Below are 14,328 nucleotides of genomic sequence, written 5' to 3'. Positions count from 1 at the left end.
TTAATATATTAAGATTATAACATATTCTTTAATGGAGATACATTATTTTATTTTTTTATATTGTAAACGTTTCATTCGCGTGTTATTATCTTAATATATTAAGATGTGAAGTAAGGAGAGTTTATGAATTCTATTGAAATAAAAAAAGATTTTATAATAAATGGAGAAAAGATAAAAATTGTTTCAGGTGCAGTCCATTATTTTAGAATTGTAGAAGAATACTGGGGTTATGCATTAGATCGCTTAAAAGAAGTTGGTTGTAATACGGTCGAAACGTATATTCCGTGGAATTATCATGAAACAAACGAAGGAAAATATGATTTTGAATCTTATGGACATGATATTAGCAAATTTATTGAAGCCGCAGCAAAACGAAATCTATTTGTCATTTTGAGGCCTTCTCCGTATATTTGCGCAGAATGGGAATTTGGGGGATTACCATTTTGGTTATTGGAAAAAAACTGTAAAATTCGTTCCAGTGATCCGTTATTTATTGAATATGTTGAAAGATATTTTGATATTTTATTGCCAAAATTAAAAAAATATCAATGGACGGAAAATGGTCCCGTGATTATGATGCAATTGGAAAATGAATACGGTTCCTATGGAAATGATAAAGAGTATCTGTCAGAGATATTGCGAATTATGCGTAAGCATATTGATGTACCTATCTTTACATCAGATGGAGCGTGGGATGAAGCTTTAACAGCTGGATTTTTATCTGGTGAAAATATCTTTCCCACCGGAAACTTTGGATCAAAGGCAACGGATAACGTGAATAATTTAGTTGAATTTATGGGCAATAATGCAATTGAAGCGCCAGTTATGTGTATGGAATTTTGGGATGGCTGGTTTAATCGGTGGAACGAAAAAATCATTCGTCGAAATCCCGAAGAGCTAAAAAACGCAGTAGAAGAAATGTATAATCTTGGGAGCTTAAATCTTTATATGTTTCAAGGTGGCACAAACTTTGGCTTTATGAATGGCTGTTCTGCAAGAGGAACGAATGATTTACATCAAATAACTTCATATGATTATGATGCTGTCTTAACTGAGTGGGGTGATACCACAGAGAAGTTTGAACTATTGCAATCGGTATTCTCCCAACAGGAAAAAGTCGCTGTAAATGAGAATCACCCTAAAAAAGCATTTGAAGAGGTTGAATATATCGGTGCTGCAGCTTTATTTCAAAATCTCGAACAGGTTAGTAAAGTTTCAAAAAATAAATGGCCTTTATCAATGGAGAAATTGAATCAAGGCTACGGCTATATCGTGTATAAATCTAATATTGGCAAAAAAAGACATGTGGACAAAGTGAGAATAATTGAAGCAAGTGATCGGGCAAAGGTTTACGTCAATAATGAAGAGGTAGCCACACAATATAAAAAAGAAATTGGAACGGAATTGTCTTTGGATCTACCCTACGAGAAGGATAATGAGTTGGCAATTCTTGTGGAAAATATGGGACGGGTGAATTATGGATCAAAATTATTAGCACCAACCCAAAGAAAAGGTATTCGTGGTGGTGTTATGCTTGATTTACACTTTCACTCCGAATGGACACATTATAGTGTTGATTTAGAAAAATCGAGTCAATTGGATTATGAGCAAACATCAGTAACAGGACCTGCCTTTTATAAATTTGAAGTAAATGTGGATTGTCCCGCGGATACTTTTATTGATTGCCGCAACTGGGGTAAAGGTTGTGTATTAGTGAATGGATTTAATTTAGGTCGTTTCTGGGAAGTGGGGCCAACAGGCTATCTATACGTACCAGCGCCACTTTTAAAAGCGGGAATAAATGAAATTATAGTATTTGAAACAGAAGGCAAGTTCAACACGCAACTCAAGTTTTCAAACAAACCAGTCTATATTGAGATAGGAGAGAAAGAATAATGGGAATTGAAAATGCTAGAATCGATGAAAGATTGATACATGGTCAAGTAGCAAATATGTGGACCAATTATTTGCAAGCAACGCGCATAATGGTAGTCGATAACGAGGCGGCAAAAAGTGATATTGCGAAGTCTTCCTTAAAATTAGCTACACCTGCAGGAGTGGCTTTGAGTGTTCTACCAATCGAAAAAGCAGCAGCAAATATTAAAAGTGGACGTTATGAAAATCAACGGGTTTTTCTGATTGTTAAAAAGCCAGAAACTTTGCTGGAATTAGTCAAAATGGGCGTGAACTTACCAACTGTTAATGTAGGAAACATGTCAAAAAAAGCCGATACCAAACAACTTACCAAATCCGTAAATGTTAGCGAAACAGATATAACAGCATTAAAGGCTCTCCAAGATGAAAAAATTACGGTAGTCGTTCAGATGGTTCCCAATGAACCCAAATATTCTTTTGATGAACTTTTGATTAAGGGGGAAGGTAAATAATGGAATTATCAGTTGTTCAGCTAATTCTTTTAGTTTTGCTTTCTTATATTACAGGAATTGATCCATTGTTTGCGATGTTACAAACCAACAAACCCATCATTGCTGGAATGTTTGCTGGACTTATCATGGGGGATCTTCAAACGGGTCTTTTAGTTGGTGCAACGTTGCAATTGATGGTTTTAGGTGTTGGAACTTATGGTGGAGCTTCTATTCCAGATTTTGCTTCTGGTGCCATTATCGGAACAGTTTTCGGTGTCTTGAGTGGAAAAGGACTAGAATTTGCGATTGGATTGTCAGTTCCCGTAGGATTAATGTTAGTTCAATTAGATGTTTTAGCACGATTTGTTACGGTTTTCTTTTTACATCGAATTGAAAAACACGTTGAAGCTGATAATATCAAAGCGATTAATCGAGAAGCAATTTTAAGTACGATTCCGTTTGGTTTATCACGCGCATTACCAGTAGGACTTGCGTTGATTTTTGGTGATAGTTTAGTAAAAACAATTGTTGATTTTGCTCCTGATTGGTTGATGGGGGGGCTAAAAATTGCCGGTGGCGTGTTGCCAGTAGTAGGGATCGCTATTTTGTTACGTTATTTACCTGTTAAGAAATTTTTCCCATTCTTATTGGTTGGTTTTTTCACAGCTGCCTACATAAATGTACCTATGATGGGAGCAGCAATTTTGGGTGCTGCGATGGCATTAATTTATTACAAAGTAATTTCTGTTCCTAAGCCGCAACACGTGGTGACTACTGGATCTCAAATGGCAGAAAATGAGTTTGAAGTGGGAGATGATGAAGATGAACTCTGATACAACAAAGAAATTAACAAAAAAAGATTTGCAAAGAGTCAACTGGCGTTATTTACTAGCAGGACAAATTGGTTGGAACTACGAAAGAATGATGAGTATTGCCTATACTCGGGCGATGTTACCTGCATTAGAGAAGTTATATCCGAATAAGAGCGAAAGAAAAGAGATGCTAGAAACTCAACTTCAATTTTTCAATACGGGTCCACATTTGGCCACTTTGATTATGGGTATCGATTTAGCTATTGAAGAAGATGAAGGAATAAAATCAAAGGATACCATTATTGGATTAAAAACCGGTTTAATGGGGCCTTTTGCGGCTATTGGCGATTCACTATTTGGTGCGATTATCCCAACAATTATGGGATCTGTGGCGGCTTATATGGGATTAGAAGGTAGTCCTATTGGAGCAATTATGTGGCTCATTTTGAGTATTGCGATTGTTTTCCTACGCTATCCATTACTATTTATTGGCTACAAGCAAGGAACAAAGTTAGTCTCTACTATGAGCGATACTTTAAAAGCGATTACAGAATCAGCAACACTGTTGGGTATTACTGTAGTAGGCGCGTTGATTCCTACCGTTGTTTCTGCCAAAATGCCGTTAGAATATAAATCTGGTGATGTAGTCTTAAAGATGCAAGATATGTTAGATCAAATCTTACCAGCAATGATTCCCGTTTTATTAGTTGCTCTGGCTTATTGGTTACTTGGACTCAAAAAGATGAATTCAACCCGCGTAATATGGTTTATGATGATTCTTTCGATTATTCTTTATAATTTGCACTTATTGGGATAGGTGAATAAAATGGAAAAACCTAATATTATATTAATGATGGTCGATCAAATGCGCTTTGATGCTCTAGGGGCAAACGGCAACGAGATTATTTCCACTCCAAACCTAGATATGATGGCGGAACAAAGTTACAATTTTGAAAATGCCTATACTGCTGTCCCAAGTTGTATCCCGTCTCGGGCAGCCTTGATGACTGGATTATCCCAGTCTCATCATGGAAGAGTTGGATACGAAGATCGGGTACCTTGGAAATACGAAAAAACTTTGGGTTCTGAATTTACCAACTTGGACTATCAAACAGAAGTTATAGGAAAAATGCATGTTTACCCTGAAAGAAATCGGCTGGGGTTTGACCACGTAGAATTACATGACGGGTATTTACATGCAGCAAGAAAATATGATAACCCTTATGGGACGCAATTTGAAAATACAGATGACTATCTGTCTTGGTTTAAAGAGCATAAGGGGATTCATGCTGATTTGATGGATAATGGATTAGACTGTAATTCTTGGGTAGCCCGTCCTTGGATGTATGAAGAAGAACTGCATCCCACTAACTGGGTAGTAACGAAGTCAATTGATTTTCTAAAAAAACATGATCCTACCGTTCCGTTTTTCTTGAAAATGTCCTTTACCAGACCCCATTCACCACTGGATCCACCGCAATATTATTTTGATATGTATATGGATTTAATCCAAGACCTACCTGAAATTCAGGTGGGAGAATGGGCCCAAGATATTGGACTTGATCAAGATTACTCGACCATTGCTGTAAAAGGACAATATGGAAAACATGAACTAAATAGAATGCGTGCAGGTTATTATGGTGCGATAACCCATATTGACCATCAAATTGGCCGTTTTTTAATCGCTTTAAAAGAACACCGGATGGATAAAAACACTATCATTTTATTTTTATCAGATCATGGCGATCAACTGGGCGAACATCATTTGTTCCGTAAAGCATACCCATATCAAGGGAGTATTCATATCCCGTTTATTGTATATGATCCTGCAAATATTCTAAAAGGGACAAATAAAAAAATAGAAGAACTCGTAGAATTACGTGACGTCTTGCCATCACTAATAGATTTTGCTGCTTCGGAAAACGTCGATGGGATTGATGGAAAAAGTATAAAGCCAATGCTAACCAATCCCACTCATCCATTAAGATCCTATATTCATGGAGAACATAGTTTTGGGAAAGATTCTAGTCAGTATATTTTAACCAAAGATTGGAAGTATATCTGGTTTCCGGTTAGAGGAGAAGAACAATTATTTTATTTAAAAGAAGATCCCCATGAGAATAGGGAGATTAGTAAAGTTGAACAGAAGAAAACTAGCGAGCTTCGCGAAATTCTTATTGAAGAATTACAAAATCGAGAAGAAGGGTTCGTGCAAAACAATCGGTTGGTTAAATTAAATGAAACCATGTTGACACTTTCCTTTCTAAAGAATGAGGAATAGATTAATGACAAAAATTTTAATTAGTGGACATGGTAAATTTGCCACGGGTCTAATGTCAAATTTAGCTCTGATTGCAGGCGAAAATTCGGATTTAACGGCTTTAGATTTTAACGGGACAATTTCTCTTGAGGAATTTAGTGAGCAAATGGAATCAAAGATTGCTCAACTAGGAGAAAAAGTCATTATTTTGACTGATATTAAGGGGGGAACACCTTTTAATGTTGCTTATCGCATAAAATCGAATAATCCTACGAATATTTTTCTTTTTGCCGGAGTCAATGTTCCTACTGCTTTAGAATTATTAATGGGGGACTTTTCCAGTCAAACAGAAGAAGAAGTTTATCAGCGGTTGTTACGGCCCGAGTTACAGTTGACGCGCGCTGATATTGAAAATTTAGATGATATTGAAGACGAAATGGACTGATAAAAGCTTCATAGTGTTTATTTAAAACACTATGGGCTTTTTTCCCTTTTAGCTATTTGTAAAATAATGATTATTGCAACATTTTCAATAGTAGAATAGTTCTAAGAGGAAAGATAACTGACATAGCTTAAAGGTAAAGTGAAAGAAGGTTCAGATGTGAAGCATATTTCAGTTTTAATTAAACCGGCCTCATCCTTATGTAATTTAAGATGCAAGTATTGTTTTTATGCCAATGTAAGTTCATTAAGAGAAGTTCGGTCTTATGGCAGAATGAAAAAAGAAGTTGCAGAAAAGATGATTCACAATATTTTTGTTGATTTAGCTGATGGGGACGAGTTAACACTAGCTTTTCAAGGAGGAGAGCCGACGTTAGTTGGTTTGAAATATTACAAAGAAATTATCGCACTGATAAATAGACAGACTAAAAATATTAAGGTCCATTATGCAATGCAGACCAATGGAATTTTAATTAATAGCCAGTGGTGTGAATTTTTAAAAGAAAATAATTTTCTTGTGGGACTATCGATTGACGGACTACCTGCTTACCATGATCAAAATCGTGTTGATAATTTAGGGAGCGGAACTTTTCAAAAGGTGCTACAAACAAAGATGCTATTTGATAAGTTTGAAATTGAATACAATATCTTATGTGTGTTAACCAACCAGTTAGCAAAAGAAGCGAAACAAGTCTTTAGCTTTCTAAAGAAAGAATCTATCAAATTTATTCAGTTCATTCCTTGTCTGGATGATTTAAATGCAACCGCCTCTAGTTATTATAGTTTAACTCCAGATAATTTTTCCCTTTTTTATCAGGAGTTATTACAGTTGTGGCTAAAAGAGTTAACAAACGGCAACTACATCAGTGTGAAATTATTTGATGATATAATCAACCTACTAGTAAATCAACAATTAACAGCTTGTGGGATCTTAGGTAATTGTCAAGTGCAATATGTCATTGAAGCTGATGGTAGCGTCTATCCATGTGATTTTTACGTATTGGATGAATATCGGATGGGATATATTCAAGATGAAACATTAAAACAATTATTTGAAAAAGAAATTACTGCGACATTTCTTTGCACACCCGATCAATTAGTTGTGCAATGTCAGAATTGTGAAGTGAAGAAATTTTGTCGTGGTGGTTGCAAACGCATGAAAAATGCAATGTATGTGGATGAAAAAAGTAATCGTTGTGGTTACAAAGAATTGTTGCTGGCATTGATTCCACAGATACCGCAAATTTTAGAAGAAGTGAGGAAAGTGCCTGTATGCTAATTGGAATTATCTATTTTCTAGTCATTGTATTGGCGAATACAATTGGAGCAATTTCGGGTATGGGCGGGGGCGTTATCATTAAACCTGTCTTGGATCTGTTGGCAAAAGATTCTGTAGCAGCCATCTCCTTTTATTCAACAGTAGCCGTCTTTACAATGTCCCTTGTTTCGACTTGGCGACAAGTAAAAGATGGTATTTCGTTAAATTGGCGCTTGGTGGCTTTTATTTCAGCAGGATCAGTTTTAGGTGGCATTGGCGGAAACGTTGTCTTTGAGAGATTGCTTTTATTTTTAGCTGACGAAAGTTTGGTGCAGCTGATTCAAATTTCATTGACTATTGTAACCCTCGTATTTGCATTTTTATATTCCCGATTTGATTGGAAAAATTATCATTTTAACTCTTTGATCAGTTATTTTTTAGCGGGATTGGTCTTAGGGTTTTTGGCTAGCTTACTCGGTATTGGCGGCGGACCTATTAATGTTTCATTATTAATGTTACTGTTTTCGTTTCCTATTAAAGAAGCGACAATCTATTCGATTGCGACTATTTTTTTCTCACAACTTGCTAAAATTGTAACCATTGCATTTGGTATGGGATTTGGCCGTTATGATTTAACAATGTTATTTTTTGTTATTCCGGCGGCAATTTTGGGGGGACTTTTGGGCAGTCGATTCAATCATTTGCTTTCACCAAAAAAGGTGACTTTGGTATTTCAAGCTGTGATTGCACTTGTATTATTAATTAATGTATATAATGGTTGGCAAATCTTGGCAAAATAAACTTATAGTGAAACCGTCTGGCAAAGGAGAATCCGATGTTTATAAAGAAATATGAATTAGAAGATGAAGTGGCCTTATTTAAATTGATTGAAAAAGAAGGTACTGGTTGGGCAGAATATTATGATACTCGTAAAGAGCACTACCAAAAAGCACTAGTCAACTCGATTACGTATGTGGTATATGATGAAAATTTATGCGGATACTGTCGCTGTCGAGATGACGACGGATTTGGTATCTATATTTATGATTTGCTTATTGAAAAAGCGTATCGCGGCAAGCAATATGGTCGAGCATTGATGCAGCAAGTAAAATATGATTATCCAGAAGCTGACGTGTATGTTATGAGTGATGTGGACGTTTATTATCAAAAGCAGGGATTTTCTCGCGAAGGGTCCATTTTTTCAGTGGATTTTTAACCTTGTGTGGGATACATTGTCCGAACCAAGTTAAAATACCAATTTGAAAGGAATTGCCCATCAAAGAACCAGCCGATAATTTGCGTGATTAGAAAAATTGGCTATCCGCAGAGCTAAAGGAGTTCGTTTAGCTTTTCTTATTGTCTCGCACAGGCAGCTACTCTTCGGGAAAAATTCAAAAATTAGTTTCTGGTCAAGAACACCAGAAAACGCATTTCTGAGATTTTTCCAAAGAGCTGCCCACTGCCTTTAGCTTTTCTCGGTGTCTAGCAAAATGAACTAACTCTCTACGGTAATAAGCTGAAATTTGAAGAAATTTGAGGAGCAATTTCTTGAAATTCCATCTTATTACTTGAGAGCTAAACGAGTTCGTTTAGCTTTTCTTATAATCCAGCTTCACGAACGAACTCTTAGCGACATTAAGTCGAAATTATAAGAAATTTGAAGAACAATTTCGTATAATTCCGCCTTAATGCTAAAGAGTTGGGCACGTTCATGAAGCTTTTCTTATTTACCGTTTTAAATCTAAAAAGAGAGTGGATTCCTGCTCGGGATTTTCACTATCGGAAATGAAGTATTGAATCTCGGCAAAAGCACCGCCAGAAGCGCGTTTGTGGCCACCGCCATTAAAATAGCGAGCGGCTAGGACAGAAAGGTCAATAGCGTCATTGTTTGTTCGTAAAGAAACGCCTTTGCCAATTAGCACTAGGCTAAAATCGACTTCTTTTTTTGTTTCAGGATGTTCCAGGCGGGCCAAGGCATTGCCTAAAACCGAAGTGTATTGTTCCCCAAAAGTATAGGCAAAAGTTTTACCGTCGAGGGTACCAAATTGCGCTTTTAAGGTTTTGCGGCGCACATAATCCGCTTCTTTTTCGTTTAAAGCGGCAATAATTTCTGCATAATCATCGAGTAAAGAAAGCCCGGCTGCCATGACGCTCCCCATTAGTTCAATGCGTTTATCCCAACTATAAAAATAGAAAAGATTGTTAAATTCAGCGGCTGATTCTTTGTAAGCGGCATTGGGATTTAATTGCCAGTCCCAACAGTCATAACAGCGGATAATATCCGCGACATTGGCCAAACGTTGCCATTTTTCATCGTCAAATAACGCAGTAGGCATTTTTCCCACTAAAATTTTAAATAAGACACTGGTGGCGGAATGTTTTAGTCCAGTTGTATCATCTGCCACGATAATAGCGGCATTTTTAGGATACTTTTCATTGACGTGGACAGAAGTCACATGGTGGTCAAAAATGTGCCAATTGATTTTTCGTTCTTCACAATAAGCTGCAAGTTTTTCAATTACCTCATCGGAGGGACAAATATCTGTAATGTAAAGTTCGGTTATGTCTTCTTCATTGGTTTGGATGAAGTTCAAAACGTGTTTGTCAATGGTACCATCTACTCCGGGTTCAGAGTAGCCCACTGGTAGATAATTTGCGGCCATGTATCCTTTTTGTTCTTGCAAGATCGCTTGTAATAATAAAGCGGAGCCCACACCGTCTAAGTCGGTATGAGAAAATTGTTTGATTAGTGTTTTTCTGTTTTCCATGTTTGTTGCCTACTTTCTAATCGCTGGTAGTGATGAAATTCAGGTATCACAAATTTGGCGAAAAATTAGCGTAATTGCCGTAATTGTGAACTGTATTTTGTCTTTTACAAATTGAAATTCGCTGCTGGCGTTTCCTTTGTTCATCAGAGTAATACTACACCATTGCGCCTAGTTTTGATAGCAAGAAAGAACCACCTGAAATTTTTCAGGTGGTTCTTTTTAAATGAAGTTAAGTCAAAATTATAAGAAATTTGGCGAAAAATTTTGTACAATTCTTCCTTAATACAAATACAAAAAGGGTTAAGCACATTCCTTCAGCTTGTACATGCAGCAACTCTTCGAGAAAAATTCAAAAATTCGTTTCTGGTAAAGAGTACCAAAAACGAATTTCTAAGATTTTTCCAAATAGCTATCTACTGCCTTTAGCTTTTTTTATTTAAAACAGTATCAATTGCTGATAATTCGGCTTTAGAAAATGTGGTATTATCCAAAGCTTTTAAATTATCTTCCAATTGGCTGACGCGGGAAGCCCCAATCAGGACACTGGCAACAGTAGGCTGCCGTAAGTTCCACGCGAGGGCCATTTCTGCTAATGTTTGGCCTCTTTTTAACGCAATTTCATTTAATTGGCGCACTTTTGCTAAAGTTTGTTCCACTTGTTCAGAGGATAAAAAGGGACTATCCGAGCGGTTTGCTCGCGAGTCAGCGGGGATACCCTTTAGATAGCGATTGGTTAACAGTCCTTGGGCCAAGGGACTAAAGACGATGGCACCTAAACCTTCTGTGGCTAATACATCGGTTAAACCTTCTTCTATTTTACGATTAAACATATTGTAAGAAGGTTGATGGATAATAAAAGGTGTCTGCCAGTTCTTAAATATTTTGGCAATCGCGGCTGTGTCTGCAGGAGAATAATTAGAAACACCCACATACAACGCTTTTCCTTGTTTTACCAATAAATCAAGGGCATGGGCTGTTTCAACCAGAGGTGTATCTGGATCTGGGCGATGATGGTAAAAAATATCAAAATAATCCAATCCTGTTCGTTTCAAACTTTGATCACAACTGGCAATCAGATTTTTCTTAGAACCCCACTCCCCATATGGACCAGGCCACATATAATAACCTGCTTTGGAGGAAACGATGATTTCATCGCGATAGTTGGCAAAATCTTCTTTAAAGATACGGCCAAAGTTTTTTTCAGCCGATCCAGCGGGTGGACCATAATTGTTGGCTAAGTCAAAATGGGTAATGCCATTGTCAAAGGCGGTGTGCATAATTTCCCGTTGGTTGGCCAAGTTGTCGACATCCCCAAAGTTATGCCAAAAGCCCAAAGAAATTTCCGGCAATTTTAAACCGGAGCGTCCGACACGGCGATACTGCATTTTTTCATAGCGGTGTTCATTTGCACAATACATGAAAAGACCTCACTTTCATTCCTAACAAATTCAGTGCGAAAAAAGTATGACCAGTTGTTGCATACAACCTGGTTCAAAATATTAGCGGTCCTATTAGCTAAACTAAGACACGTTTTGTTAGGGCTTTCTTCAAGCATACCATTTAAAGGCGGCTTCAGGTAAATAATTTTTTTCAGAAATCATGTTACTTATACTTATGCTAAAACTTAGAGTATTCAAGAAATGAGTCTGTGTCATGGGATACCAGCATCTTGCTTGCGTTAATCCCAAAATTGTTTTTACAAAACGTTACTGAGAAGAAGCATCGCAGAGAGATAAATAAAACATAACAGCAACAAAAAACGCTATCTTGCTCGTCAAATTTCCCCTGATTTAAAACAGCTAAAAAAGACAGACAAGAAATTATTTTTCCGTCTTTTATGCGTATCTTTCGAGTTATTTTTCCCCTTACGCTACAATGAAAGTAGGAAGAATACTGTTGGATAGAAATTGTTTTGGCAATTTTTAGCAGCAGAAAGGTGGGAATCTATGGAAGCGTTGCGACAAACATTCTTGGAAAGAAAGAGCGAGTTGGTTTCAGCATTAATTGAACATATTAGCATTTCGCTGGTGGCTTTATTATTTGCGATGTTGATTGCAATACCCTTAGCCATTTGGTTGGTTAAATATAAAAAATTAGCCGAAATTATGTTACAAATTACCGGGGTTTTACAAACAATTCCGTCTTTGGCACTGTTGGGATTATTGATTCCTTTAGTGGGAATTGGCACGGTACCGGCCATTATTGCATTGGTTATTTATGCGTTGTTGCCGATTTTTCAAAGTACCTATATCGGGTTAAGTGAGATTGATCCTTCACTAGAAGAAGCGGCAGATGCCTTTGGAATGAGCCGTTTTCGCAAGTTGCGAAAAGTGGAGTTGCCGATTGCATTACCGGTGATTATTTCAGGCATTCGAACTGCGTTAGTTTTAATTATTGGGACAGCGACATTGGCGGCTTTAATCGGAGCCGGCGGATTGGGGACTTTTATCTTATTGGGAATTGATCGCAATGATACTAGTTTAATTGTGATTGGTGCCATTAGTTCGGCTTTATTGGCAATTATTTTTAGTACGGCGATTCGTTTATTACAAAAAGTGCGGCCGCGGGTTATTTTAGCGAGTTTAGCGGCTGTTTTTCTCGTGATTGGCGGCATTGGCTTAGCGCAATCTTCTCTTTTCCAACCGGAAACGGTGACGATTGCCGGCAAACTAGGAGCAGAGCCGGAAATTTTAATCAATATGTACAAAGAACTGATTGAAAAAGACAGTGACGTCAATGTGGAATTAAAACCGAACTTTGGTAAAACGACATTCTTATTTAGCGCCTTAAAAAATGATCAAATTGATATTTACCCCGAATTTACGGGAACAGTTTTAGAATCATTGGTTAAAGTTCCCAAAGAAGATGCCGGTCAGCATTCAGCGGCTAAAACCTATACTTTAGCCAAGGAATTATTGACCACACAAGAAAAGTTAGCATTTTTACCGCCGATGGAATATCAAAATACGTATGCTTTGGCGGTGAAAAAAACATTTGCAAAAGAACATGATTTAAAGACAATCAGTGACTTGAAAAAAATTGAAAACCAAGTGCACGCCGGTTTTACTTTAGAGTTTAATGATCGTAATGATGGCAATAAAGGGTTGAAAAAATTATATGGCTTAAATTTGAAAGTAAGCCAAATGGAACCGGCCTTACGCTACACCGCGATTAATAATGGGGATGTCAATGTGATTGATGCTTATTCTACCGACAGTGAAATCAAGCAATATGATTTAATGACCTTAGCAGACGATCAACACCTGTTCCCGCCTTATCAAGGGGCACCTTTAATGCGGCAGGATTTTGCTGACAAACACCCAGAGATAGTGAAAAGCTTGAATCAATTGCAAGGTAAAATCACTGAAACCGAAATGGTGACGATGAACTATGCTGTTAACGTGGAAGGGAAAAAACCGGCCACAGTCGCCCGCGAATATCTACAACAAAAAGGGCTTTTAGGAGGTGAGGACAAATGAGTGAATTAGTCGTCTTTGATCATGTGGGTAAAAAATTTGGCGCAAGTACGGCCCTAGAAGATGTCTCTTTTAGCATCCAAACGGGTGAAATTTTTGTCCTCGTCGGCTCTTCTGGGAGTGGCAAAACCACTTCTTTGAAAATGATAAATGCTTTACATGTTCCCACCAGTGGCGACATCTATTTTAAAGATAAAAAAATCAAGGACTATGATACACAAAAATTGCGCTGGCAAATTGGCTATGTCTTACAACAGATTGCGCTTTTTCCTACCATGACGGTGTTGGAAAATATTGAAGTTATTCCTGAAATGTTAGGGTGGAGCAAAGAAAAGCGCAAAGAACGTGCTTTTGAATTATTAAGAGCGGTGGAATTAGATCCAGAAGTGTATGCCAATCGAATGCCCAGTGAATTATCAGGTGGTGAGCAACAACGGGTCGGGATATTACGGGCATTAGCCGCGAAACCCGATGTCATGTTAATGGATGAACCTTTTAGTGCCCTTGATCCAATCTCCAGAGAACAGTTGCAAAATCTGGTGTTAAGTTTGCACCAGGATTTGAAAAATACGATTGTTTTTGTTACCCACGATATGAAAGAAGCGATGAAATTAGGCGATCGCATTGCGGTGATGAAAGAAGGGCGTCTCATTCAATGTGATACCCCCGCTGAAATTGCAGCCCATCCCGAAAATGATTTTGTCGCTGAATTCTTTAAAGGAGCAGAGATCACCTGGCAGCCATTACAAGTGCCTGTCACGGAAGTTTTGGCAGCGGGATTTTATACCGAAGACCAATCTTCTGATTATCCCCAAATGAACCTGAACATGACAGTAGAAGAAAGTTTGCCACTGTTAGCAAAAAGTAACTTCCGTGTGGCAAAAGATAAAATTTTAACAGCGGCGAATTTATTAAGCTTTTTAGCCGATAGTCAAGCATAAAGACAA

13 protein-coding genes are annotated in these 14,328 nt (G+C 37.5%); 11 read left to right on the top strand and 2 right to left on the bottom strand.

Going from position 1 to position 14,328, the window contains the following annotated elements:
- Nucleotides 1-123: 123 nt before the first annotated feature.
- The 9 genes from RK01_RS10180 to RK01_RS10140 all read left to right on the top strand — a co-directional run bounded on the left by RK01_RS10180 (nucleotide 124) and on the right by RK01_RS10140 (nucleotide 8,353).
- On the top strand, nucleotides 124-1,896 hold the full coding sequence (locus RK01_RS10180) for a glycoside hydrolase family 35 protein (protein ID WP_016173200.1): 1,773 nt from the start codon (nucleotides 124-126) through the stop codon (nucleotides 1,894-1,896).
- Nucleotides 1,896-2,387 (top strand): PTS sugar transporter subunit IIB, encoded by a 492-nt coding sequence (locus RK01_RS10175; protein WP_016173199.1) that lies wholly within the window; start codon nucleotides 1,896-1,898, stop codon nucleotides 2,385-2,387. Before RK01_RS10180 ends, RK01_RS10175 begins: the two co-directional genes overlap by 1 nt.
- Complete coding sequence (locus RK01_RS10170; protein WP_016173198.1) at nucleotides 2,387-3,199, top strand: PTS mannose/fructose/sorbose/N-acetylgalactosamine transporter subunit IIC; 813 nt, start codon at nucleotides 2,387-2,389, stop codon at nucleotides 3,197-3,199. Before RK01_RS10175 ends, RK01_RS10170 begins: the two co-directional genes overlap by 1 nt.
- Nucleotides 3,189-3,995 carry a PTS system mannose/fructose/sorbose family transporter subunit IID gene (locus RK01_RS13845; RefSeq protein WP_016173197.1) on the top strand — a complete coding sequence of 269 codons (807 nt, stop codon included), beginning with the start codon at nucleotides 3,189-3,191 and terminating at the stop codon, nucleotides 3,993-3,995. Before RK01_RS10170 ends, RK01_RS13845 begins: the two co-directional genes overlap by 11 nt.
- Nucleotides 3,996-4,004: 9 nt before the next feature.
- On the top strand, nucleotides 4,005-5,459 hold the full coding sequence (locus tag RK01_RS13840) for an arylsulfatase (RefSeq protein ID WP_016173196.1): 1,455 nt from the start codon (nucleotides 4,005-4,007) through the stop codon (nucleotides 5,457-5,459).
- A gap of 4 nt (nucleotides 5,460-5,463) precedes the next feature.
- Complete coding sequence (locus tag RK01_RS10155; RefSeq protein WP_016173195.1) at nucleotides 5,464-5,883, top strand: PTS sugar transporter subunit IIA; 420 nt, start codon at nucleotides 5,464-5,466, stop codon at nucleotides 5,881-5,883.
- 156 nt (nucleotides 5,884-6,039) lie between these two features.
- Nucleotides 6,040-7,158, top strand: a complete 1,119-nt coding sequence (locus tag RK01_RS10150; RefSeq protein WP_016173194.1) for a radical SAM/SPASM domain-containing protein — start codon at nucleotides 6,040-6,042, stop codon at nucleotides 7,156-7,158.
- A complete protein-coding gene (locus tag RK01_RS10145; protein WP_016173193.1) occupies nucleotides 7,152-7,937 on the top strand; it encodes a sulfite exporter TauE/SafE family protein in 786 nt (261 codons plus the stop codon). Before RK01_RS10150 ends, RK01_RS10145 begins: the two co-directional genes overlap by 7 nt.
- Nucleotides 7,938-7,972: 35 nt before the next feature.
- A complete protein-coding gene (locus RK01_RS10140; protein ID WP_016173192.1) occupies nucleotides 7,973-8,353 on the top strand; it encodes a GNAT family N-acetyltransferase in 381 nt (126 codons plus the stop codon).
- A 511-nt stretch (nucleotides 8,354-8,864) separates the two neighbouring features.
- Here RK01_RS10140 and RK01_RS10135 read toward each other — a convergent pair.
- Nucleotides 8,865-9,905: a DHH family phosphoesterase gene (locus RK01_RS10135; protein ID WP_016173191.1), complete on the bottom strand. Its 1,041-nt coding sequence runs from the start codon at nucleotides 9,903-9,905 to the stop codon at nucleotides 8,865-8,867.
- A 422-nt stretch (nucleotides 9,906-10,327) separates the two neighbouring features.
- Nucleotides 10,328-11,323: an aldo/keto reductase gene (locus RK01_RS10130; protein WP_016173190.1), complete on the bottom strand. Its 996-nt coding sequence runs from the start codon at nucleotides 11,321-11,323 to the stop codon at nucleotides 10,328-10,330.
- Nucleotides 11,324-11,851: 528 nt separating this feature from the next.
- On the opposite strand from RK01_RS10130, the gene RK01_RS10125 reads away from it, so the two are divergent.
- Both RK01_RS10125 and RK01_RS10120 read left to right on the top strand, forming a co-directional pair.
- Nucleotides 11,852-13,384, top strand: a complete 1,533-nt coding sequence (locus tag RK01_RS10125) for an ABC transporter permease/substrate-binding protein (RefSeq protein ID WP_016173189.1) — start codon at nucleotides 11,852-11,854, stop codon at nucleotides 13,382-13,384.
- The gene (locus RK01_RS10120) at nucleotides 13,381-14,322 is read left to right on the top strand and encodes an ABC transporter ATP-binding protein (protein ID WP_016173188.1); all 942 of its coding nucleotides are present in this window, start codon (nucleotides 13,381-13,383) and stop codon (nucleotides 14,320-14,322) included. The genes RK01_RS10125 and RK01_RS10120 overlap by 4 nt, the downstream gene beginning before the upstream one ends.
- The last annotated feature ends 6 nt before the right edge of the window (nucleotides 14,323-14,328 follow it).

Source organism: Enterococcus dispar ATCC 51266, from assembly GCF_000406945.1.
In the GTDB taxonomy this organism is placed as follows: domain Bacteria; phylum Bacillota; class Bacilli; order Lactobacillales; family Enterococcaceae; genus Enterococcus_C; species Enterococcus_C dispar.
This window is presented reverse-complemented; position numbering and strand designations above follow the sequence as displayed.

What these genes read in the sequence shown, in the direction of transcription:
- RK01_RS10180 (WP_016173200.1), top strand. Translation starts at nt 124, where the DNA reads ATGAATTCTATTGAAATAAAAAAAGATTTTATAATAAATGGAGAAAAG.
- RK01_RS10175 (WP_016173199.1), top strand. Translation starts at nt 1,896, where the DNA reads ATGGGAATTGAAAATGCTAGAATCGATGAAAGATTGATACATGGTCAA.
- RK01_RS10170 (WP_016173198.1), top strand. Translation starts at nt 2,387, where the DNA reads ATGGAATTATCAGTTGTTCAGCTAATTCTTTTAGTTTTGCTTTCTTAT.
- RK01_RS13845 (WP_016173197.1), top strand. Translation starts at nt 3,189, where the DNA reads ATGAACTCTGATACAACAAAGAAATTAACAAAAAAAGATTTGCAAAGA.
- RK01_RS13840 (WP_016173196.1), top strand. Translation starts at nt 4,005, where the DNA reads ATGGAAAAACCTAATATTATATTAATGATGGTCGATCAAATGCGCTTT.
- RK01_RS10155 (WP_016173195.1), top strand. Translation starts at nt 5,464, where the DNA reads ATGACAAAAATTTTAATTAGTGGACATGGTAAATTTGCCACGGGTCTA.
- RK01_RS10145 (WP_016173193.1), top strand. Translation starts at nt 7,152, where the DNA reads ATGCTAATTGGAATTATCTATTTTCTAGTCATTGTATTGGCGAATACA.
- RK01_RS10140 (WP_016173192.1), top strand. Translation starts at nt 7,973, where the DNA reads ATGTTTATAAAGAAATATGAATTAGAAGATGAAGTGGCCTTATTTAAA.
- RK01_RS10135 (WP_016173191.1), bottom strand. Translation starts at nt 9,905, where the DNA reads ATGGAAAACAGAAAAACACTAATCAAACAATTTTCTCATACCGACTTA.
- RK01_RS10130 (WP_016173190.1), bottom strand. Translation starts at nt 11,323, where the DNA reads ATGTATTGTGCAAATGAACACCGCTATGAAAAAATGCAGTATCGCCGT.
- RK01_RS10125 (WP_016173189.1), top strand. Translation starts at nt 11,852, where the DNA reads ATGGAAGCGTTGCGACAAACATTCTTGGAAAGAAAGAGCGAGTTGGTT.
- RK01_RS10120 (WP_016173188.1), top strand. Translation starts at nt 13,381, where the DNA reads ATGAGTGAATTAGTCGTCTTTGATCATGTGGGTAAAAAATTTGGCGCA.